This is a genomic window from Streptomyces sp. Q2 (assembly GCF_056820935.1).
Window position 1 is genome coordinate 173999 of sequence record NZ_JBXEJE010000008.1, and the last position, 20911, is coordinate 194909.

At 73.1% G+C, this 20911-nt stretch carries 18 protein-coding genes and 2 pseudogenes; 10 read left to right on the forward strand and 10 right to left on the reverse strand.

Annotated features, from left to right (window positions below):
• Positions 1-147 precede the first annotated feature (147 nt).
• Positions 148-1386, forward strand: coding sequence for a ricin-type beta-trefoil lectin domain protein (locus ACWBNA_RS11205; RefSeq protein WP_482704129.1), 1239 nt, complete (start codon positions 148-150; stop codon positions 1384-1386).
• Positions 1387-1395: 9 nt separating this feature from the next.
• On the opposite strand, the gene ACWBNA_RS11210 is transcribed toward ACWBNA_RS11205, so the two are convergent.
• Both ACWBNA_RS11210 and ACWBNA_RS11215 read right to left on the reverse strand, forming a co-directional pair.
• Positions 1396-1632 carry a hypothetical protein gene (locus ACWBNA_RS11210; RefSeq protein WP_482704130.1) on the reverse strand — a complete coding sequence of 79 codons (237 nt, stop codon included), beginning with the start codon at positions 1630-1632 and terminating at the stop codon, positions 1396-1398.
• A 137-nt stretch (positions 1633-1769) separates the two neighbouring features.
• Complete coding sequence (locus ACWBNA_RS11215) at positions 1770-2579, reverse strand: SDR family oxidoreductase (protein ID WP_482704131.1); 810 nt, start codon at positions 2577-2579, stop codon at positions 1770-1772.
• 147 nt (positions 2580-2726) lie between these two features.
• Between ACWBNA_RS11215 and ACWBNA_RS11220 the strand changes: the two genes are divergently transcribed.
• Genes ACWBNA_RS11220 through ACWBNA_RS11230 form a run of 3 tightly spaced genes read left to right on the forward strand, consistent with a single transcriptional unit; the run spans position 2727 to position 5745 of the window.
• The gene (locus tag ACWBNA_RS11220) at positions 2727-3764 is read left to right on the forward strand and encodes a PHP domain-containing protein (protein ID WP_482704132.1); all 1038 of its coding nucleotides are present in this window, start codon (positions 2727-2729) and stop codon (positions 3762-3764) included.
• Positions 3765-3807: 43 nt separating this feature from the next.
• The gene (locus ACWBNA_RS11225; RefSeq protein ID WP_482704133.1) at positions 3808-4464 is read left to right on the forward strand and encodes an HAD family hydrolase; all 657 of its coding nucleotides are present in this window, start codon (positions 3808-3810) and stop codon (positions 4462-4464) included.
• Between the two features lie 57 nt (positions 4465-4521).
• Positions 4522-5745: an FUSC family protein gene (locus ACWBNA_RS11230; protein ID WP_482704134.1), complete on the forward strand. Its 1224-nt coding sequence runs from the start codon at positions 4522-4524 to the stop codon at positions 5743-5745.
• Positions 5746-5935: 190 nt separating this feature from the next.
• Here the strand turns inward: ACWBNA_RS11230 and ACWBNA_RS11235 are convergent.
• Positions 5936-6085, reverse strand: a pseudogene (locus ACWBNA_RS11235) (M15 family metallopeptidase); the annotation flags it as partial.
• Positions 6086-6191: 106 nt separating this feature from the next.
• On the opposite strand from ACWBNA_RS11235, the gene ACWBNA_RS11240 reads away from it, so the two are divergent.
• Positions 6192-7220 (forward strand): SDR family oxidoreductase, encoded by a 1029-nt coding sequence (locus ACWBNA_RS11240; RefSeq protein ID WP_482704135.1) that lies wholly within the window; start codon positions 6192-6194, stop codon positions 7218-7220.
• Positions 7221-7341: 121 nt separating this feature from the next.
• Here ACWBNA_RS11240 and ACWBNA_RS11245 read toward each other — a convergent pair whose 3' ends face one another.
• From ACWBNA_RS11245 to ACWBNA_RS11260, 4 genes and pseudogenes are all read right to left on the reverse strand, one after another.
• Positions 7342-7638, reverse strand: coding sequence for a hypothetical protein (locus tag ACWBNA_RS11245; RefSeq protein WP_482704136.1), 297 nt, complete (start codon positions 7636-7638; stop codon positions 7342-7344).
• 62 nt (positions 7639-7700) lie between these two features.
• Positions 7701-8990 carry an ROK family protein gene (locus ACWBNA_RS11250; RefSeq protein ID WP_482704137.1) on the reverse strand — a complete coding sequence of 430 codons (1290 nt, stop codon included), beginning with the start codon at positions 8988-8990 and terminating at the stop codon, positions 7701-7703.
• A 103-nt stretch (positions 8991-9093) separates the two neighbouring features.
• The gene (locus ACWBNA_RS11255) at positions 9094-10074 is read right to left on the reverse strand and encodes a phosphotransferase family protein (protein ID WP_482704138.1); all 981 of its coding nucleotides are present in this window, start codon (positions 10072-10074) and stop codon (positions 9094-9096) included.
• 35 nt (positions 10075-10109) lie between these two features.
• A pseudogene (locus tag ACWBNA_RS11260) lies at positions 10110-13301 on the reverse strand (cytochrome P450).
• A gap of 150 nt (positions 13302-13451) precedes the next feature.
• Between ACWBNA_RS11260 and ACWBNA_RS11265 the strand changes: the two are divergent.
• Positions 13452-14120: a PAS domain S-box protein gene (locus ACWBNA_RS11265; protein ID WP_482704139.1), complete on the forward strand. Its 669-nt coding sequence runs from the start codon at positions 13452-13454 to the stop codon at positions 14118-14120.
• Here the strand turns inward: ACWBNA_RS11265 and ACWBNA_RS11270 are convergent.
• Positions 14036-14965 (reverse strand): DUF3626 domain-containing protein, encoded by a 930-nt coding sequence (locus ACWBNA_RS11270; protein WP_482704189.1) that lies wholly within the window; start codon positions 14963-14965, stop codon positions 14036-14038. The genes ACWBNA_RS11265 and ACWBNA_RS11270 overlap by 85 nt on opposite strands.
• Positions 14966-15101: 136 nt before the next feature.
• Between ACWBNA_RS11270 and ACWBNA_RS11275 the strand changes: the two genes are divergently transcribed.
• From ACWBNA_RS11275 to ACWBNA_RS11290, 4 genes are all read left to right on the forward strand, one after another.
• Positions 15102-15596 (forward strand): FBP domain-containing protein, encoded by a 495-nt coding sequence (locus tag ACWBNA_RS11275; RefSeq protein WP_482704140.1) that lies wholly within the window; start codon positions 15102-15104, stop codon positions 15594-15596.
• 136 nt (positions 15597-15732) lie between these two features.
• Positions 15733-16995: an FUSC family protein gene (locus ACWBNA_RS11280; RefSeq protein ID WP_482704141.1), complete on the forward strand. Its 1263-nt coding sequence runs from the start codon at positions 15733-15735 to the stop codon at positions 16993-16995.
• Between the two features lie 54 nt (positions 16996-17049).
• Positions 17050-18090 carry a hypothetical protein gene (locus tag ACWBNA_RS11285; protein WP_482704142.1) on the forward strand — a complete coding sequence of 347 codons (1041 nt, stop codon included), beginning with the start codon at positions 17050-17052 and terminating at the stop codon, positions 18088-18090.
• A 180-nt stretch (positions 18091-18270) separates the two neighbouring features.
• The gene (locus ACWBNA_RS11290; protein WP_482704143.1) at positions 18271-19479 is read left to right on the forward strand and encodes a lactonase family protein; all 1209 of its coding nucleotides are present in this window, start codon (positions 18271-18273) and stop codon (positions 19477-19479) included.
• Here the strand turns inward: ACWBNA_RS11290 and ACWBNA_RS11295 are convergent.
• Together ACWBNA_RS11295 and ACWBNA_RS11300 are read right to left on the reverse strand one after the other, a co-directional pair.
• Positions 19447-20172 (reverse strand): DUF2470 domain-containing protein, encoded by a 726-nt coding sequence (locus ACWBNA_RS11295; protein WP_482704144.1) that lies wholly within the window; start codon positions 20170-20172, stop codon positions 19447-19449. The two genes, ACWBNA_RS11290 and ACWBNA_RS11295, sit on opposite strands and share 33 nt — an antisense overlap.
• Before the next feature lie 112 nt (positions 20173-20284).
• Positions 20285-20887 (reverse strand): TetR/AcrR family transcriptional regulator, encoded by a 603-nt coding sequence (locus tag ACWBNA_RS11300; RefSeq protein ID WP_482704145.1) that lies wholly within the window; start codon positions 20885-20887, stop codon positions 20285-20287.
• Positions 20888-20911 lie beyond the last annotated feature (24 nt).

Consider the following 20911-nt stretch of genomic DNA (forward strand, 5'->3'; position numbering starts at 1 on the left):
CTCCCCCTCGCCCCTCTCCCCAACTCTTGGTCCATACCAAGGTATTGACGCTGACTTACTTCACTCCTTAAATCAAGAGACGACACCTTCACCCCCCACCTCGGTCGGCGCACCCGTACGCCGGGACGCCGTACGGAAGGGAGAGCCGTGACCGCTCCACGCCTGCTCCGCAGATGTCTCCTCGCCGCCCTGTCCGCCGTGCTCGTCGCGTCCGCCGCGACCGGTGCGGCGCAGGCGGATCCACCGGACCTGACCGCCGCCGCGGTGACGTTCTCCGACACCTTCGACGGGCCCGCCGGCGCCGCGGTCGACTCCTCGAAGTGGCAGGTCGAGACCGGCGACAACGTCAACAACCACGAGCGGCAGTACTACACGCCGGGCAACCGCAACGCCGCGCTGGACGGCCAGGGCCATCTGGTGATCACGGCCCGCAAAGAGAACCCGGCCGACTACCAGTGCTGGTACGGAGCGTGCCAGTACACCTCGGCCCGGCTGAACACCGCCGGAAGGTTCACCGCGCAGTACGGGCACGTCGAGGCCCGGTTGAAGGTCCCGCGCGGGCAGGGCATGTGGCCCGCGTTCTGGATGCTCGGCAACGACCTCGGGCAGGTCGGCTGGCCCGGCTCGGGCGAGATCGACGTCATGGAGAACGTCGGCTACGAGCCGTCCACCGTCCACGGCACGATCCACGGCCCCGGCTACTCCGGCTCCGGCGGCATCGGAGCGGCCTACACCCTCCCGGGCGGCCAGACCTTCGCCGACGCCTTCCACACCTTCGCCGTCGACTGGGCACCCGGCTCGATCACCTGGTCCGTGGACGGCCAGGTCTACCAGCGCCGCACCCCCGCCGACCTCGGCGGACGGCAGTGGGTCTTCGACAAGCCCTTCTTCCTGATCCTGAACCTCGCGGTCGGCGGCTACTGGCCCGGCGACCCCGACGGCTCCACCGTCTTCCCCCAGCAACTGGCGGTGGACCACGTGTCGGTGACGACCGGCGGCAGCGGCACCTCCGGCGCGATCAGAGGGCTGGCCGGCAAGTGCGTCGACGTGGCCGGGGCCAACTCCGCCAACGGCACCCCCGTACAGCTCTACGCCTGCAACGACAGCGCCGCCCAGCAGTGGACCGTCGGCTCGGACGGCACGCTCCGCGCGCTCGGCAAGTGCCTGGACGTCACGGGCAACGGCACCACGGACGGCTCGACGGTCCAGCTGTGGGACTGCACCGGCGGCGCCAACCAGCGGTGGGCCGTCTCCGCGGCCCGCGACATCGTCAGTCCGCAGGCCGACAAGTGCCTCGACGTGACCGGAAACAGTTCGGCCGACGGCACCCGGCTGCAGCTCTGGACCTGCACGGGCGGCGCCAACCAGAAGTGGACGGTCGGCTGAGCCGGTCGGTCAGTGCCGGGTCCAGGTGAACTTGTCGCCGCCCACCCAGCGGACCACGTCCGGGTCGTCCAGGTCGTGGACGGTGATGCCGAACGCGGCGGCGGCCTCCAGGACGTCGGTGACGGCCCTGGCCTCACCCACCATCTGGCCGTCGATCTCCACGATCCGGAAGGGCGGCGTGGTCGGCTGCACCCCGAGCACCAGGATCCGCGGGTGAGCGATGTAGGGGCTCTCGCTTTCGGTCATGTATAGAGCGTAGAACGCAAGCCGCGTGAGAGCGGGGTCCGAGACAGCCGCCCAGGTGGTGGCCGTGTGGTGGCCGACCTCGCGCACCGCCCACGGCGGCTTTTCCCGGGCGACGGCTTTTCACGAGTGGCGGCGTTTCACGGACGCCGCCACTCGTCTCCGCCCAGGTGCGAGCCGGCCTGCGGGCCCATCCGGAGCATGCCTCCGTCCACACTCCAGGAGGCGCCGGTGACGTACGAGGCGTCGGGGCCGGCGAGGAAGGCGATCACGGCCGCGACCTCGCGGGCGTCGCCGGGGCGGCCGAGCGGGACGCCGGGGCGGTCCTCGGTGTGCGGGTCGGTGTCCTCCTGGCCGGTCATGGGGGTGGCGATCTCCCCGGGTGCCACCGCGTTGACGGTGATGCCGTGCTCGGCGAGCTCCAGGGCCATGACCTGGGTGAGCAGGCCGAGGCCGCCCTTGGCCGCGCAGTAGGGGGCGGCGCCGACCCGCGGCTGGTGTTCGTGGACGGACGTCACGTTGACGATCCGGCCGCCGTCGCCCTGCTGGATCATGTGCCGGGCGGCCTTCTGGCCGCACAAGAACGGGCCGATCAGGTCGACGTCGATGACCTCGCGGACGTCGTCGAGTTTCAGGTCGAGGAACGGCGTCATGGTGCCCGTACCGGCGTTGTTGACCAGGACGTCGACGCGGCCGAGCCGGTCGCGGAGCTCGTCGACGGCGTCGGCGGCGGTGGGCAGCCGGGTCAGGTCCATCTGGGCGACGGCGGCCCGCTGCCCGTGGGCACGGACCTCCTCGGCGGTCTCCTCGGCGCCCTTGTGGTCGCTGTGCCAGGTGATGCCGACGTCCATCCCCGCTTCGGCCAGGCGGACGGCGGTGGCCTTGCCGATGCCGGAGTCGGCGCCGGTGATCACGGCCACCTTGCTGCGGGGTGCGGTGGGGGCGGACATGACAGGCCTCCTCGTGAACGCGGGCGCGGGTGACGAGGCATCGCAGTACCCGGCCAGGTACCGGACAAACCGCCCGAGGGCCGGGCGGGCGCCGATCTCGTCGTGCGGCCCGCCCCGGCCTGGGGAACCCTTGAGGAGGAGGTGGCGATGGATCCCGTGGAGGCCCTGGAGCGGATCGGCTTCCTGCTGGAGCGGTCCCGCGAGCCGACCTACCGTGTGCGCGCCTTCCGGACGGCGGCCCGGGTGCTGGCCGCGCTGCCCGAGGGCGAGGTGCGCGAGCGGGCGGACGCCGGGACGCTGGAGACGCTCAAGGGCGTCGGCCCCAAGACGGCACAGGTGGTGCGCGAGGCGCTGGACGGCCGGGTGCCCGGCTACCTCGAGAAGCTGGAAGGCGAGGCCGCGGCCCCGCTGACCCTGGGCGGGGAGCGGCTGCGGGCGTTGCTGCGCGGGGACTGCCACCTGCACTCCGACTGGTCGGACGGCGGCAGCCCGATCGAGGAGATGGGCCGGGCGGCGGCGGAGCTGGGCCACGAGTGGGCGGTGCTGACCGACCACTCGCCGCGGCTGACCGTGGCACGCGGGCTGTCGCCCGAGCGCCTGCGCCGGCAGCTGGAGGTGGTGGCGGAACTCAACGAGAGGTGGGCGCCGTTCCGTCTCCTCACCGGCATCGAGTGCGACATCCTCGACGACGGCTCGCTCGACCAGGAGCCGGAGCTGCTGGAACGGCTGGACGTCGTGGTCGTGTCCGTGCACTCCAAGCTGCGGATGGACGCCCGCTCGATGACCCGCCGCATGGTGGCCGCCGTACGCGATCCGCACGCGGACGTCCTCGGGCACTGCACGGGACGGCTGGTGACGGGACGGGGGCGGCCCGAGTCGCAGTTCGACGCGGACGAGGTGTTCGCCGCGTGCGCCGAGTCCGGTACGGCCGTGGAGATCAACAGCCGGCCCGAGCGGCTCGATCCGCCGCGGCGGCTCCTCAGCCGGGCCGTGGCCGCGGGCGTGCTGTTCTCCGTCGACACCGACGCGCACGCGCCCGGCCAGCTGGACTGGCAGATCCACGGATGTGCGCGGGCGGAGGAGTGCGGGGTGCCCGCCGAGCGCGTGGTCACCACCTGGTCCATGGAGGAACTGCTGGCCTGGAGCCGGGAGGGCCGGGTGCCGGACCGAGTGGCGATCGGCTGACGTGGTACTCGTGCGCCGACAGAGCACAGGAAGGGACGGACGAATGGAACGGGCGGCCGTGTTCGACGTCGACGGGACCCTCGTCGACACCAATCACCTCCATGTCACGACCTGGTGGGAGGCCTTTCGCCAAGCGGGCCACCGGGTGCCGATGCACGCCGTCCACCGGGCCGTGGGACTCGGCTCCACCGACCTCATCGCGCATCTGCTCGGCGACGACCGGGACAAGGACCGGGACGCGGAACTGAGCGCCGCCCACAAGGCCCTGTACGGCCAGTACTTCGACCGGCTGCCCGCGCTCCAGGACGCCGGGCGGCTGCTGCGGCGGCTGGACCACCGGGGCTGGCGGGTGGTGCTGGCGACGTCCGCGAGCGGCGTGGAACTCGACGCCCTGCGGCGCGCGATCGGCGCGGACGACGCGATCGCCGCCACCGCGAGCGCCGACGACGTGGCCGAGGGCAAGCCGGCGCCCGAGCCCGTCGAACACGCCCTGGAACTGGCCGAAGTGCCCGCCGAAGGGGCCGTGTTCGTCGGCGACACGGTCTGGGACATGCGCGCGGGCACCCGGGCCGGGGTGCGCTGCGTGGGCCTCCTGTGCGGCGGCATTCCCCGCGCGGACCTGGAGGAGGCGGGCGCGAGCGCCATCTACGCCGACCCCGCCGACCTGCTGGCGTCGTTGGCCGGGAGTCCCCTGGGCTGAGTTCCGGGCTGAGCTGCCCGGATGTGAGGGGCCGCGCCACGCGGATACCCACCCGGAATGATCCGAGTGGCAGATGGGGTACGAAGGCGCCCCGCCCGCCCGGCCGACGCCCTGCGGCGCGAGGCACACGTCGTGGGGCAGGCGGTCCGGGCGGTCTGGCGAGGCCCGGGGCGGGAACGCGATCTGGTCGTCCAGTCGCTGAAGGCCGCGGCGGCGGCGCTGCTCGCCTGGTACGTGGCGAGCGACTGGATGGGCGACCCGATGGCCCTGATGGCGCCCTGGGTGGCGCTGGTGCTGGTGCAGGCCACGGTCTACAGCTCGCTCATGCAGGCCGCGCAGCAGTTCGCGGCGATCTGCGTCGGGGCGCTGCTGGCGTCGGGAGCACAGTGGCTCACCGGCGACACGCTGGGCGCGCTGGCGCTGTGCGCGCCGGCGCTGATGCTGCTCTCGAACTGGCACCGCTTCGGTGACCAGGGCATCTACGGCGCCACCACCGCGGTGTTCACCCTCGCCACCGGCACGGTCACGGTGTCGGCGGTGGGGCACCGGGTGGGGCAGGCCGCGCTGGGCGCGGTCATCGGGGTCGCCGTCAACGCGCTCGTACTGCCGCCGATCCATCTGCGGAACGTCCGGGAGAACCTGGCGGCTCTCGCCGGGGAGACGGGCGACCTGCTGCACGGCCTCGCCTGTGATCTGCGGGACACCGAGTGGGACGCGCGGTCCGCGGCCGGCTGGTCGAGCGCCTCGTCGCGGCTGGAGCGGCGGCTGGAGGCGCTGAGGTCGGCCCGCGGCTGGAGCCGGGAGAGCCTGCGTTTCACCTCCTTCCCGCTGCGGGCCCTGCACCGGGTGCCGCCTACCGCACCGCCCGTCGAGGAGGACGAGCGCTGGAGCCGTATCACCGGGCACGTCGGAGCGCTGACCCGGACCCTGGCGGTGGCGGCCGACGGCGGCCGCACGCCCGCCCCGCCCGACGGCCCCGCGCTGCGCTCGTACGCCCGTCTCCTGGAGCTGATCGGGGACGTGTGCCACGCGGAGAACCGGCGGCTGCTCGGTACCGGCGAGGACTCCCGTCCGGACGGTGAGGCGGAGGCCAGGATGCTGGAGCTGCACGAGGAACTGCAGAGCGGGCTGCGGGAGCACGCCGCTCGGGACGCGGGCAGGACGGCCGTTCTGGGGACGCTGCTGCTGCAGGCGGAGAACCTGTGGAACGAGGCCCTGCCCGACGACTCCGGTGACCGTGACACGGATCACCCCACGGGGCGTCAGACCGCGGAACACTGACGGGTGGTTGCCCGTTGAACAAACCGTGGGTGTGGATGGGACAGTGTCCCCGGGCCTCACCTTTTGCCCACAGGGACGATCGTTCGGCTGAAGCCCTGTGGAGCCTTTCGCCGAGAGGCGACCGCCATCCGCGCCCACACCTGAGCCAGCCCCGACCGTGATTCCCCCGTCCGGTCGGGGCTTCCCCCTTTCTTCGCAGGTGGACCTCGGCGCCACGGGAGTCCGCGTGTCTGCGGTCGTCGACCAGAAGGGACCCGCTCACGTCCACGAGGCGCTCGCCGCACTCCTCGACGGGTACGGCGGCGACCCGCGGGTCGGACATCAGGATGATCTCACTCATGTCGTGATCATCTCCCTGGTCACAAGGGGTGCCGTGGGCCGCGTGCATCGCCTGCGGCCGGGTACTCGGCCGGTCCCGTCAGAACCGCGGCCGAGAGGAGCCGAAGGTGAGCAGCACAACGGGCAGCAGGATCGTGGTCACGGGCGCCACCGGCAATGTCGGCACCAGTCTGGTGCGCCTCCTCTCCGAAGACGCGAAGGTCGAGTCCGTGCGGGGGCTGGCCCGCCGGCTCCCCGACTGGGAGGTCCCGAAGACGCAGTGGTCGGCGGTCGACCTCGCCTCCGACCAGTCCGATCTGGTCAGGGAGTTCGAGGGCGCCGACGCGGTGGTCCACCTCGCGTGGGCGTTCCAGCCGACGCACGACCCGGCGACGACCTGGCGCACCAACGTCCTCGGTTCCATCCGGGTGTTCGACGCGGTGGCGACGGCCGCCGTACCCACCCTGGTGCACGCCTCGTCCGTCGGCGCGTACTCGCCGGGGCCGAAGGATCACGCGGTGGACGAGAGCTGGCCGACGCACGGCTGGCCGGACGCCGCGTACTGCCGGGAGAAGGCCTATCTGGAGCGGGCCCTGGACACCTTCGAGCGCGACCACCCCGGCATCCGGGTGGTGCGGATGCGGCCCGCCTTCCTCTTCAAGCGCGAGTCGGCGAGCGAGCAGCGCCGCATCTTCGGCGGGCGCTTCCTGCCCGGCCAGCTGGCCCGGCCGGATCTGCTGCCCTTCCTCCCCGACATCCCGGGTCTGCGCGTCCAGGCCCTGCACACCGACGACGCGGCCAAGGCGTACCGGCTCGCCCTGCGCATCAATGTCAACGGGCCCTTCAACCTGGCGGGCGAGCCCCCCGTCGACGCGGGGCTGCTGGGCGAGATGCTCGGTGCCCGCCCGATACGGCTGCCGCGTCCCGCGGCCCGCTCGGCGATCGCCGCCGCGTGGGGCCTGCACCTGCTGCCCGCCTCCCCGCATCTCTTCGACGCGGTCCTCAGGCTTCCCCTGATGGACTGCACCCGCGCCCGCACGGAACTCGGCTGGCACCCGGACCACACGGCTCCGGAGGTGCTGGAGGAGTTCCTGCTGGGCATGCAACAGGGGGCGGGCGCGAGGACGGAGCCCATGCAGGGTCACAAGGTGGGCTGACCGGCTCTGACGCTCTGATCCGGGATGCTCTGATCCGGATGGTCTGATCGACCCGACCCAATCGGCCGAATCGGCCGAGGGGCTCAGCCGTCGGGCGGCGTTCAGGCGGGTCGGGCGGCGTTCAGGCGGAGGGCTCGTCCGGTACCGGGTGTTCGGGGTGGACGGCGCCCGACCGCGGGGCGCCCCGCCTGCCCGTTCCGGACTCGTCCGTGTCGGGAACGTCGGCGTCGGGAACGTCTGCGGTGGGCTCGTCGGACTCCGTGGCGTCCGCGGCCTCGTCGGTGTCGAGGGTGTCGCCCCGGGCGCTACCGGCGCCGACCTCCCAGGGGTCCTCGCCGTCGTGCGCCTGCTGGTCCGGCAGGTCCCGGGGCACGGGCACCCCGTTCTCGCCGGGACCTTCGTCGCGGTGCTCGGCCACGGTGTCCTCCCTTCGCGTGGTGCGGGCGCCACGCGAGTACCTCCGCGATGACCAGCGAAACGTCAGTGCGGCGTCCGCTCCTCCAGGGCCGTGCGCCAGGCCGGGGCAGGCCCCTCGATGGCCGGCTCGGGGCGCCGGCCGCCGCGCGCGAAGAAGTCGGCGAGCGGGAGGATCGCGGCGCCGACGGTGACCGCGTCGGGCCCGAGCCGACCGAGCTCGACGGTGACCTTCTCGGCCGGGTGGCGCAGGGCGTACGACACCGCGTGCCGGCGTACGGCGGGCAGGAACCGCGCGCCCAGCTGGAGCCCGGCCCAGCCGCCGATGAGGATGCGCTCGGGCTGGAAGAGGTTGATCAGGTCGGACAGGCCCGCGCCCAGGTACTCGGCGGTCTCCTCCAGGACGGCGAGGGCGACCGGGTCGGCGTCACCCCCCTCGGCCGGAAAGGCGGCGGCGAGCATCGCGGTCAGCGCGGTCTCCTCGTCGGTGCCCTGCGGCGGCCTCCCGCCCTCCTCGCGCCAGCGCTCCAGCAGTGACTCGGCGCCCGCGTACGCCTCCAGGCAGCCGAGCGCACCGCAGCGGCAGCGGCGCCCCCTGACCCGTACCGTCAGGTGCCCCCACTCGACCGCCCGCCCGTGCTCCACCTCGGGTGTGACGAGGCAGGCGCCGACGCCGGAGCCGAAGAGCACCACGATCGCGTTGCGGGCCCCGCGTCCGCCGCCGAACCACATCTCGGCCTGGCCGAGGGTCTTGGCACCGTTGTCGATGAAGTACCGGACGGGGTCCGGGAGTTGTATGCCGGTGCGCAGCAGTTCTTCGAGCGGCACCGCGTCCCAGCCGATGGTCTGCCCGTGGACGACCGCACCGCGCTCCGGGGTGTGTTCGACGATGCCGGGGACGCCGATGCCGATGCCGAGGAGTCGCCCGGGCTCGATGCCGGCGTCGGCCAGCACCTCGGCGACACCGTCGCGGATGTGGCCGACGATGACCTCGACGTCGTAGCGCTGCCCGGTCAACGGGCGTTCGGTGCGCGCGAGTTCGGTGAGGGTGAGGTCGAACAGCTCGATCCGCACCCGGGTCTCGCCGACGTCGACGCCGATCATGTGGCCGCTGCCGGGCGCCGCGCGCAGCAGGGTACGGGGGCGTCCGCCGTCGGAGTCGACGCTGCCGGCCTCCTCGACGAGGCCGTCGGCGACGAGGTCGGCGACCACGTTGCTCACCGAGCCGGAGCTGAGCCCGGTCGCCGGGCCGAGCTCGAAGCGGCTGAGGGGGCCGTCGAAGTAGAGCCGTTGCAGCACGGCCGTGCGGTTGGCCCTCCTGAGATCGCGTACCGTACGGCCGTTGCGCCCCGCCATGTGGCTCCTCCCGAACCCTGCCCGACCTGCAACATACCCCGCGGAACCACCGGACGCGACTTTCCATCGCTTCTTAATTCACGACCTGAACTAAGCGTGACGCCTAGCGAGGAGCCAGCTCCTCGATCTCCTCCAGGGCCGCGACGAGTTCCGGGGCGACCGTCTCCTGCACCCAGCGCTCCCGGTCGGCGCCGACCGCCCTCGGGACCGTCTCGGTGAGCATGATCAGGTCGAGGTAGGCGCGGTAGAGAGCGAGGCGGACCCGGGCCGGGGTGTCGAACTCGGCCCGCCCGCCTGCTTGCCGGTAGCCGGCGAGGAACGCCTCGTCCTTCCTGATGTCGCCGAGCAGTGCCAGGGAGACGAAGTCCGCGAGGGGGTCGCCCCAGAACATGCGCTCGCCGTCGATGAGCCCGCCGATGCGGGGCTCCTCCCCCGCCGGACGGTCCAGGAGGATGTTCCCCTCCCACAGGTCGAAGTGGACCAGGCGGGGAACGGTGATCTCGTCGAGCGCGGGGAGGGCGGCCTGCATCGTCCGCGCCACCTCGTCGGCGGGCCGGGGCAGGCGGGCCCGGTAGCGGCGGGCGTCGTCCAGCACCGCCTCGACCATGGCGCCGAAGGCCGTCCGCCAGTCGGGGGCGAGCGGCCCCAGGGCGCCCGACGGATAGCCGAATCCCGGCCCGGTCACCGTGTGCAGCCGAGCGACCTGGCGGCCCAACTCGGTTCGCAGCGAAGCGCGTTCGGATTCCGCGAGGGAACCGTTCCACGGTTCGCCGGGGCAGGCCGTCATCAGCAGATGCGGTACCGCGGTGTCGCCGCCGACCGCCACGACGTGCGGCGCCGTCACACCGGCCTCGGCGGCCGCCCGGTAGAACTCCGCCTCGGAGACCAGCAGACGGCTCTCGTGCCGCAGGCCCGGCACGGTCGGCGCGGGGGGGACCTTCAGCACGTAACGGCTGCCGTCGGCGAGGAGGAGTTCCTCGACGGTGTTGTAGGTGCCCCCGGTCAGCGGTCGGACGCGGGTGAGGCGGTCGGCGGGCAGACCGGCCTCCTCCAGGACGCGTCGGGCCCGTTCCCCGGCATGCATCGAGTCCCCCACCCGCACCCGCCCCCTCCCCGCGGTCAGCCCGCCGCGTACACGTCCTCGACGTAACGCCCGGCCTGCACCAGATCGTTGAGCCACCGTTCGGCGGCCGCCTCGTCGGCGTCCGGCGTGCGCTCCCGGTACAGGGTACGGAACGCGTCCCGCACGCCCGGCGCCATCCGCGAACCGTCGCCGCACACGTAGACCCGGGCGCCCGCGTCCAGCAGTTGCGCCACCTCGTCGGCCTCGGCGGCGATCCGGTGCTGCACGAAGGTCACGCCGTCCTCCGGGGCCGCGCTGAAGGCCGGGCGGAGCCGGACGGCTCCGGCGCTCTCGGCGGCGCGCAGTTCGTCGGCGTGCAGGAAGTCGGCGTCCGGGGCCTCGCAGCCGAAGTAGCAGAGGGCGGGCGGGAGTTGTTCGCCGCGGGCCAGCGCGGCGAGGCGGTCGGCGACGGCTCCGCGGAAGGGGGCCAGACCGGTACCCGCAGAGATCATGACGACCGGCCGGGAGTGGTCGACGCGGAACGCCTCCCGGCAGGGCTGGACGCGGGCCAGGACGGTGTCCCCGGGCTGTACGCCGGCGAGGTACGCGGAGCCCACGCCCTGGTGGATGCCGTCGCCCGAGTACGCCGGCGCCTCCAGCAGGGAGACCATCAGGTCGAGGTGGTCCGGGTCGGCCGCCGGGGACGAGGACACCGAGTAGTGACGCGGGCGCAGGGGCGGGAGGAGGTCGAGCAGGGCGGGCCAGTCGAGGGCGCCGCGCAGCGCGGGATACGACTCGAAGATCTCCAGGAGCGTGCGCGGGTCGTCGGTGAGTGCCTCCAGCTGGGCGCGTTCCGGCGGGCAGGGGTTGGCGGCGGCCAGCGCGGACAGCTGGTCGGCGGTCGGCCTCTGTTGCAACTCGACGTGGTGCGCGAACAGTTGACGTACCGTCACGGGATGGTCCAGGGCGAGGCCGTCGCGGCGCGGGCGGGTGGAACGAATGTCCAGTACGGCGTCCAGGTCGACGCCGAGCGCGGCGGCGGCCCGCTCCACGAGGGCCTTGCCGTTGGCCGGGAGGACACTGACGTGGTCGCCGGTGCGGTAGGTGGTGCCGGCGGGCAGGGCGAGCCGTACGAACCGCTTGAGACGGGGGTGGCCGGGGGCGGTGAGGTCGTGGGACTCGGTCACGGTCATCGGGAGCAGCTCGTGCCGCTCGGCCAGGACGTCCAGCGGCCCCCCGGTCAGCGTCCGGACCTCGTACGCGGCGGTCGGCTCCGCCTCGGTGGCGGCGACGGCGTCCGGGTCGCCGTAGGTCTGGAGGAGGGCGGCGCGCAGGGTGGCGGTGAAGGCGCGGACCGTGCCGGTGAGGTCGCCGGAGGCGTCGCCGGCGGCGCGTTCCAGGAGGCGGGTGCCGCCGAGGTCGGCGAGGCGTTCGTCGATGCGGGTGGGGACGTGCTGGTAGGTGTCGGCCCAGTTGCGGTCGCCGACGCCGAGGACGGCGTAGGTGACGCCGGTCGCGTCCGTGGCACCGTCCAGCCAGGCAGTGAACTGACCGGCGTCGTCCGTGGGTTGGCCGTTGTAGGAGGCGGCGGTGATCACGACCACGCGGTCGGTGGGCAGATCGCCGGCGTACGCGTCCAGCGGCGCGACCTCCGTCTCGCAGCCCACGGCGGCGGCCTCGTCGGCGAGTTGGCCGGCGAAGTCGCGGCAGGTGCCGTAGTTGCTGCCGTGCAGGAAGAGGGCACGGGTGGCGGGGCGGACGCGGGCCGGGAGCGCGGTCTCGGCGGCCGTGGCGGCCCCGCGGACGGGGGCCGCGCCCGGCAGGGGCGCGTGGGCGCGGTCCGCCGTGGTGCGCGGGGTCAGGGTGAGGGTGAAGCCGTCCGGCTTGAGGGTGAGCGCCTCCTTGATGGTGAGCCGGTAGTCGGCGTGGTCGTGGAGGCGGTAGCGGTGGACCAGCAGCGCGAGCAGCATGGTCGCCTCGTGGAGGGCGAACTGCCGTCCGATGCAGGCGCGTTCACCGGTGCCGAAGGGCTTGAAGGCGTGCGGTGAGCGGGCGGCCTCCGCCTCGGGTGTGAAGCGGGAGGGGTCGAACAGCTCGGGATTGTCGCCCCAGACCGGCTGGCGGTGCAGCATCGGGGAGACCACAGTGAGGGTCTGCCCGGCGCGCAGCGGGATCCGGCCGCCGAGCAGGGTGTCCTCGCGGGCCTGACGGCTGAAGGCGGCGGCCGTCGGCCACAGCCGCAGTGCCTCGTTGACGACCTGGCGGGTGTAGGTGAGCCGTCCGACCTCGTCGAAGGTCGGGTCGGGGTCGGCCGTGTCGCCCCACAGGGCGTCCACCTCGCGCTGCACGAGCTGCAGCACGGCCGGGTCCTTGGCCAGGTGGTACATCGCGAAGGACATCGCGCCGGAGGTGGTCTCGTGCCCGGCGATCAGGAAGGTGATCACCTGGTTGCGGATGTTGGTGGTGTCCAGGGGGGTGCCGTCGGCCGGGTGCCTGGCGGAGAGCATGAGACCGAGGAGGTCGTCGGAGCCTGCGCCGCCGGAGCCCGTGTCGCCGGCGGCCACGCGGGCGCTGATCACGTCGTCCACGACCTGCGCGAGATGTCCGGCGTCCGCGCGGAAGGCCTCGTCCGCGGCCGTGTAGTCGCCGTCCGGGGTGCGGGCCAGGCGGGTCATCGCCCATTCCAGGCAGCGCACCATCGACTAGACGAAGGGATGCGGCTCGTCGCGGTCGAAGGAGCCGAAGTCGTAGCCGAACCCGGTGAGGCCGATGGTGTCGAGCGTCATCCGGGTCATGTCGTCGGGGATGTTCACCGGCTGCCCGGCGCGGGCGGCGCGGTCCCAGGAGCCGAGGAGCCGTCGGGCGACGTCCAGCATCACCGGGTGGTAGGTGCGCATCGAGCCCAGCGCGAAGGCGGGCATCAGGATGTCGTGGGCCTTGGCCCAGTTGGGCTCGTCGTTGTACGCGGTGAACAGTCCGTCGGCGGCGAACTCCCGCACGTTCTCCAGTGCGGGTCCGACGGCCTTGGCGAACCGGCTCTCGTCGGCGAGTTCGGTGACCAGGTCGAGATCGGCGACGAAGGTGACGTCCCGCCCGTACAGCCGCCGCACCAGCAGCGGGCCGTGCTCGCGCATCAGCCCCATGATCTGCTGGAGGGGTGTGCGGCCGGGGCCGGTGGCGGAGATGTCGACGAGGGGGATTTCGGCGAGAGCGGGGAGGGAGGGGGTGGCCTGCGCGGTGGGCGGCATGGCGCGACAACTGCCTTTCGCTGTACGGAACTACTGCTTCCAGGTTGATCCACCGGCCCCGCGGGTCCGCGCCGCCCGACTACATGATTGTGTAGTACATGTAGACGCGTGGGCCTTGCGCCGGGCGGCCCACCGTGGCAGGAGGTGCGGGTGGCAGGGGAGGATCGGCGGGAGGCCGTGCTGTGGCGCAACCGCGCCCTGACGCTTTTCGACCGGGTGTCGGTGCCGGTCGCGGTGTGCGATGTGTACGGCGCCGTCCTGCTCGCCAATCCCGCGATGGCGGCGGAGTGCGGGACGACCCCGGGGCGGCTGCGCGGCCGGGACATGCTGGAGCTGTTCCGGCCGCAGGAGGCGACGCAGGTGGAGCGGATCGCGCAGGCGCTGCGGCTGCGGCACCGGTCGCGCTACCAGGTGTCGGTGCGCTGGGAGGTGCCCGGCGGAGTGCGGCGGTACGGAGAACTGACGGCGGACCCGGTGAGCGACAGCATCGAGCTGACACCGGCCCTGCTGGTGATGCTGCACGTACGGGGGGAGCGCGAGTCGCCCGCGCCCGAGGAGGCGCCGGCACCGGTCACACCGGTCGAGGCCCGCGTCCTGGCGATGCTCGCGAGCGGCGCGACCACGGCCCGGGCCGCCCGCGAGACCGGCCTCACCGCGGACGGCGTCACCTATCACCTGCGGCGCCTGTCCGCGCGCTGGGGCGCGGCGAACCGTACGGAACTGGTCGCCCGGGCCTACGCGCTCGGCGTGCTGGCCGCCGGCGTGTGGCCGCCGACGTCCGCCGACGCGTCAGGGGAACAGGCCGCGTCGGCGGAATGAGCCGCGTCGGCCCCTCCGGTACGAGCCGCGTCGCCGCAACAGGCCGTCCCCGCCCCTTCCGGCGCCCCGAAGCGGGCCAGCGTGTGCCACACCATCTTCAGGTCCTGCGGCGCGTACCGTCCCGTGCGGGCCGCGTCACCGATGATCCGGGGGTCGATCCGGCCGTCCTGGGCGATGTGCGCGCCCAGCTCGGCGTACTCCGGCCCCCGGTAGTCGGCGTGGCGGCGCAGTCCGGCCACGGTGAGCCGGTAGCCGGGGTGCCATTCGACGGGGCAGGGCAGCAGGCGGGCCGCCGTCTCGACGGGCGTGCCGCGATAGCTCGCGTCGAGGACGAGCGCCTCCACGTCCCGCGCGAGCACGACGCCCCCGTGGACCTGGGCCTCGATGTAGTCGTTGAGGGCGTCCCGCTCGTCCGCCTCGGCCAGCGCGATCAGGGACATGCCCGCCGCGACGCCGAAGTCGGCCGGCTCGGCCGCGCTGTCGGGGTAGCAGAAGGTGGCGCGGGCGAGCGCGGCACCGGTGAGACGGAAGTGGGACGAGCCGAACCTCGGGGCCGCGCCGGCGATCTGACGGCGGAAGTCCAACGCACCGTACACCGGCCGGTCGTGGGCGCCCGCGTCGTCGTAGGCCCCACCGAAGATCCGGCTCTCCCAGCGCCACCGGTCGCCGCCGGGACGCGCGGTGAGGCCGCCGTTGCTGATGCCCGTGACGAACTGCGAGTGATACGTGCCGTCCCGGGCCAGCGCCCGCAGGACGGTCAGTCCGCCCACGGCCCGGTCCGGATGGAAGTTCAACGTGATCCGCAGGTCAGAGGCCACAGGCGGTCCCTGTGAACCCGCCGCCACGTGCGACAGCGCGGCCCGCGCCCGTGGCGCCTCGGCCTCCGGGAAATCCACTGGCCCCTCCCCCTCACGCGTGCCTACCCTGACCGTCAACCTAATACCCCTAGGTTTCCGTCACGAGCACCCAGGAGCCACTCCCATGAGATCACTCACCGAGCACGACATCCGCACCTCGTTCGTCAACTGCTCGAAGGGAGAGGCCAAACGCCTGCCCCTCCCCCGGGACCTCGACCAACGCCCGTGGGACGATCTGGACTTCCTGGGCTGGCGGGATCCCGGAGCGCCCGACCGCAGTTATCTGGTCACCGAGCGGGAGGGCCGAGCGGTCGGCGTCACCCTGCGTTTCCCCTCCTCCAAGCGCGGCTTCCTGCACCGCAGCATGTGCTCGCTGTGCCTGACCACCCACCCGGGCGGCGGCGTCTCTTTGATGACCGCCCGCAAGGCCGGCCCGGCGGGCCGCGAGGGCAACTCGGTGGGCCTGTACATGTGCACCGACCTGGCGTGCTCCCTCTACCTGCGCGGCAAGAAGGCCCTGGAATCCGGGTCCCGCTTCGAGGAGAGCCTGACCATGGAGGAGCAGATCGTGCGGACGAGGGCCCATCTGATCGCCTTCCTGGACAAACTGCACGCCTGACTCGGCAGCCGTACGGCAGCCCCGCGCACCTGACGCACCCGGCGCCGGAGCGGAATGACAAACTACGTTTCCTTGCGGACAGTTTCCGTCCCCAATGAGTACCTTCGGTACATCCGTGGAAGGGGACAGCCCGAGGATGCGAGACGTACGGGAGTGGACGACGTCCCTGGTGCGCTTGGTGAAGCGACACCGGGACCCCGTCGTCGTACAGGCGCTGCGGTCGTCGGCCGCGGCGACGATCGCGTATGTCATCGCGCTGCGCCTCAGCCCCGAGGCGGCTCCGCTCACCGCACCGCTGACCGCGCTGCTGGTCGTCCAGGTCACCCTCTACTCCACGCTCACCACCGGTATCCGCCGGGTGAACTCGGTGGTGGCGGGGGTCCTCGTCGCCATCGCCTTCAGTCTGCTGGTGGGTCTGACCTGGTGGAGCCTCGGGCTGCTGATCATGGCCGCGCTGGCCGTCGGGCATCTGGTGCGGGTCGACGAGTTCGTGCCCGAGGTGGCGATCAGCGCGATGCTGGTGCTCGGGGTCACGACCGTCGGGGACACGGCGTGGGCTCGGGTGCTGGAGACGCTGATCGGCGCGGTCGTCGGCCTCGGCTGCAATCTGCTGTTCGCCCCTCCGGTGTGGGTGGGCGAGGCCGGGGAGTCGATCGAGGGGCTGGCCCGCCGGGTGCGGCAGTTGATGCTGAGCATGGGCGAGGAAGCGGCGGGCCGGACGCCCGTCGAGCATGCGACGGCCCGACTGCACGAGGCGCGCCGGCTCGACCACGACATCGTCGAGGTGGACGCGGCCCTCAGGCAGGCCGAGGACAGCCTGCGGCTCAATCCGCGCGTGAAGGAGGGCCTGCTGCACCGCGTGGTGCTGCGCACCGGCCTGGACACGCTGGAGATCTGCACGGTCGTGCTGCGGGTGCTCGCGCGCACCTTCACCGACCTCGCGAAGGAGCGCGACTCCGAGCCCCGTCCACGCTCCTTCGCGCCGGAGACGGGCGCCGCCGTGGAGCGGCTGCTGTCGGAGATCGCGAACGCCGTGGTCAGCTTCTCGGTCCTGGTCACCACCCCGGTGAGCCTGAACGCCGATGCGGCGGAGTCCCGGCTGACCGCCGAGTTGCGACAGGCCGCGGCCACCCGCGACAAGCTGGCCCAGCTGCTGCTGGAAGAGGTCCAGCGCGACGCCCGCCAGTGGCAACTGCTCGGTGCCGTCCTCACCGAGGTGAACCGGATCCTCGACGAACTCGACACCGAGCACCGCTCGCGCCGCCTCCTGGAGGAACTGGACCGCGTCTCCCGCGAGCAGCGCGAACGTATGCCGCGGCTCACCCGGCTGCGGGAGGGCCTGCGCGTGCCCGAGCAGCTGCGCCGGAACCGCACGGACGCCGAGCGGCGTTCAAGGTGAAGAAGTCACCTTGAGGCGGCGTGCCTCCGGGGCCGGGACAAAGGGGGCGGATCGATGACCGACACCACCGTGCGGATCGACGGGAACACACTGCGGCTGCCGGGCGGTGCGGCGGTGCGGTTCGTGCGCACGCTGCGGCTGCCTGAGACGGGCACGCATCCGCTGCCGCCGGGGCTCGGCGAGTTCCCCGTCCGGCGGGTTTCCGACTACCCGGACACCGTCCCGCAGCAGTGGCGGGCGCGCGGCGGGGTGATGCTGCCGGTGTACCTGCGCGAGGCGATGTGGCTGAGCTTCTCGGGCACGAGGGAGCCGGCCGCGTTGCAGGTCGGAGCGGGCAAGGTGTGCGCCGTCTCGGGCAGGCCCTGGAGTGACCGGCTCGCGCGTGATCCGCAGAACTACGTCGTGCTGCCGCGTCAGCCGTGGCTGGACGGCATCAACTCCGGGAAGGGCACGGTCCGCCAGTTCGTGGCGGTGCCGCTGGGTCTGGGGGCGACCGTCGAGGGCCAGGTCACCGGCGAGGAGGTCTGGGGCGGCGTCCAGCTGCAGTCGTTCCCGCTGAACGACGGGCCGCTGGCCCGGTGGCGCGAGGAGGAACGGCTGCGGGCCGAGCGGGCCCGGGCGATGCCGACGCCCGGCATGAGCTACGGGGCGGCCATGCCGATGGCGATGGCGCCGGCGGCTCCCGCCGCGACCGCGGGCCCGCCGCGGGCCGCGGCCGCCATGGGTCTCGGCGTGGGCGGTTCGATGCGCCAGGAGGTCTACCGGGACGAGCGGCCGCTCACGGACTGGGCGGAGCGGCCCGCGGGGCGGGTGTTCGTGCACCTGGTGACGCCTCCCGAGTGGCGTCGCATCACCGGCGAGGCTCCCCCGCCCTCGCCCGTGGACCGTGCCGCGTACACCCGTGCCGGACTGCCCTGGTTCGACTACTACGACCAGGACGCCGAGGACCTCACGGCCACGGACACCCTCCAGGACGTCAAGCCGGTCGGCGACTGGCTGGGGGACGACCACGAGCCCTGGCAGGAGCCTTCGCCGCAGCAGGTGCAGCCGCTGAAGGACGCGCCGGGGAAGCCGGTCGAGGACGGCGACTGGTGACCCCGGGCGGGTGACCCGGGGCAGCGGGACCGCCGGGCCTCCCGCCACTGGTGTGCCTGCCACTGGTGTGCCTGCCACTGTTGCGCCTTGCGCAACGCACGATGCCGTTGTTGCACCTGACCGGTGATCCGCGTCAAGGTGGCTGTCGCGACTCGACGAGCGACGACCTGAGGTGTGCGCATGGGCAGTGAGGGCTGGAGCAGGCGCCGATTCGTCGGCGCCCTGGCAGGGGCGGGTGCCGCGGCCGTACTGCCCGGGTGCGACGACGCGCCGCCGCCCACCGACCCGACGGCCGCCGGGACGGGGACGGGAGCCGCCGAGGCGAGTCCGAGCGCTCCGGCCCGGAGCCGCACGCCCTCCGGCCCCCGCCCGCTCTACCTCGGCACCTACACCTCGGTGGAGGGCGGCGGCACCGGCATCGGTCTCGCCACCTACGACGCCACGAGCGGCCGTGTCAGCGGAACCGGCACGGTCACCGGCGTCGGCGACCCGTCGTACCTCGCGGTGCATCCGAACGGGCGCACGCTGTACGCGGTGAACGAGCGCGAGGCGGGCGCGGTGACCGCTGTGCGGCTCTCCGACCGCAGGGTGCTGGGGAGCCGCGGCACCGGCGGCGGGGGGCCCTGTCATCTGTCCGTGCATCCGGGCGGGCGCTGGCTGCTCAGCGCCAACTACACGTCCGGCAGTGTGGCCGTCCATCCGATCGACGGCTCGGGCGCGCTCGGTGAACGCGCCGAGCTGGTCACGCACTCCAGTCCGGCGCCCGGACCGGGCCAGCAGGGTCCGCATGCCCACCAGGTCGTGACCAGTCCCGACGGCGGCCATGTGCTCGCCGTCGACCTGGGCACGGACACCGTGTACACCTACCGCCTGGACGAGAAGTCCGGCCGGCTCGGTGAGGTCGCGCAGGCGCACACCCGGCCGGGCGCCGGGCCGCGCCATCTCACCTTCCACCCCGGGGGGCGGTACGCGTACCTGGCCAACGAGGTCGACAACACGGTCGCGGTCTGCGCGTACGACCCGGACAGCGGCCGGCTGACCGTCGGCGAGGCGCAGTCGACGGGCTCGGGCTCGGGCACCAACTACCCGGCGCAGATCCTGGTGACGTCGAACGGCGCGTACGCCTATCTCGCCAACCGGGGCCACAACAGCCTCACGCGGTACGCGGTGGAGGCGGACGGCGCCCGGCTCCGGCTGCTCGACACGGTTGCGGTCTCCGGTGACTTCCCGCGGCAGATCGCCTTCTCGCCCGACGGGACGCTGCTGTTCGCGGCGAACCAGAAGTCCGGCACGGTGAGCGTCTTCCACGTGGACGAGGAGAGCGGTGACCTGCGGCTCGCGGGCGAGCCGTTCGCGTCACCCGTCGCCGTCTGTGCGCTGCCGCTGTAGCGCCCGCGGGCAGGTGGCGGTGCCGGCCTGGGTGAGCAGGACGTGCATCCGCTCGGTGAGCTGGGAGACGTCGTCGGCGGGCCGGTGGAAGGACAGGCGTACGTCGCCGTGGGCCCGGGCGCGCTCGATGCGCAGCGTCAGCCCGTGCCGGTCGACCGCCAGGGGCTGGACGCGGACCGCGCCGTGCAGGCTGTCGGAGTCGACGAGGCGGGTGAGCCGCTCGACGGCGTCGGCGTGGCAGTCGGCGAGGTGCGTGAGCAGCCGTGCCTCGGCCGTGGCCAGCGGGTCGGGCGCGGCGGCGGCGAACTCGTCGAGGGCGACGACGACCGCGCCGGACGCGAGGCGCAGCACCACGCGGGTGGCCTGGAAGGCCAGGTGGCCGTCGTCGGGGGCGAACCATCCCGCCATCCACAGCCGGGCGCGGATCCGGTTGCCCACGGGGACGGGCGCGACGTCGGCGAACTCCAGGACGGCGGAAGGCTCCCCGCGGGGCGCGCAGATCGCGGCCGTGAGCAGGGTGCTGTCCTCGGGCACGTGCAGGAGCACCCGCCCGTCCTCGGTCACGGTGTGCGCGCCGACGAACTCCTCGCGTCCGCCCTCCGCGGTCAGCGCGCAGGACCACGCGGCGGCGAGCACCGACCGGGCCCGTTCCGCCGCGGAAGGCGCGGCCGTCCAGGTTTGGCTGTCACCCATCCCAAAACCTCCTTAGGTAAGCCTTGCCTAACCTATCGAAGATCGGGGCTGAAGCCAACCACGGGCGGCGACGAATGCCCCCGGGACGGGCCGAACGGCCGGGCCGTCCTGATCAGATGACGCCCAGCAGCGCCCGGGCGCACAGGTCCCGCACCTGTTCCCGGGAGAGGTCCGAGCCGCGCAGCCACTCCAGACTCACGGCGGTGATGAACCCCAGCCAGCCCCGGACGGCCAGCTGGAGTTCGGGCCGCGTCTGCGCGAGCGGGCCGAACTCGGGATCGGCGGCCAGAGTCGCGAGGATCTGCCGCTCCTGCGCGGCCAGCGCCCGCCGGTAGACCCTGCGCACGGACTGGTCGCCCGAGGCGTCGGCGCGATGGAAGGCGCGGTAGCCGTGCGCGTGGTCCCGGACGTACTCCAGATACGCGTCGAGGCCGGCGGTGAGCTGCTCACGCACCGGCACCCCCGGCACGGCCGCCGACATCCGCAGCATCCGCCCGCTCTCGCGCTCCACGACAGCCGCGAAGAAGTCCCGCTTGGTCGGGAAGTAGTGGTAGAGCAGTCCGCGCGAGACACCGGCGATCTCGGCGACCTGCTCGATCCGCACCTCGTCGTACGGGCTCTCCGAGAACAACCGCTCCCCCACCGACAGCAGCTGCTCCCGGCGCTCCTCGGTGCTGAGCCGGCGGCGTGCGCGTGCGCCCTGGTTCGCGGCCATGCCCGCACTTTACTTGACGTCGGT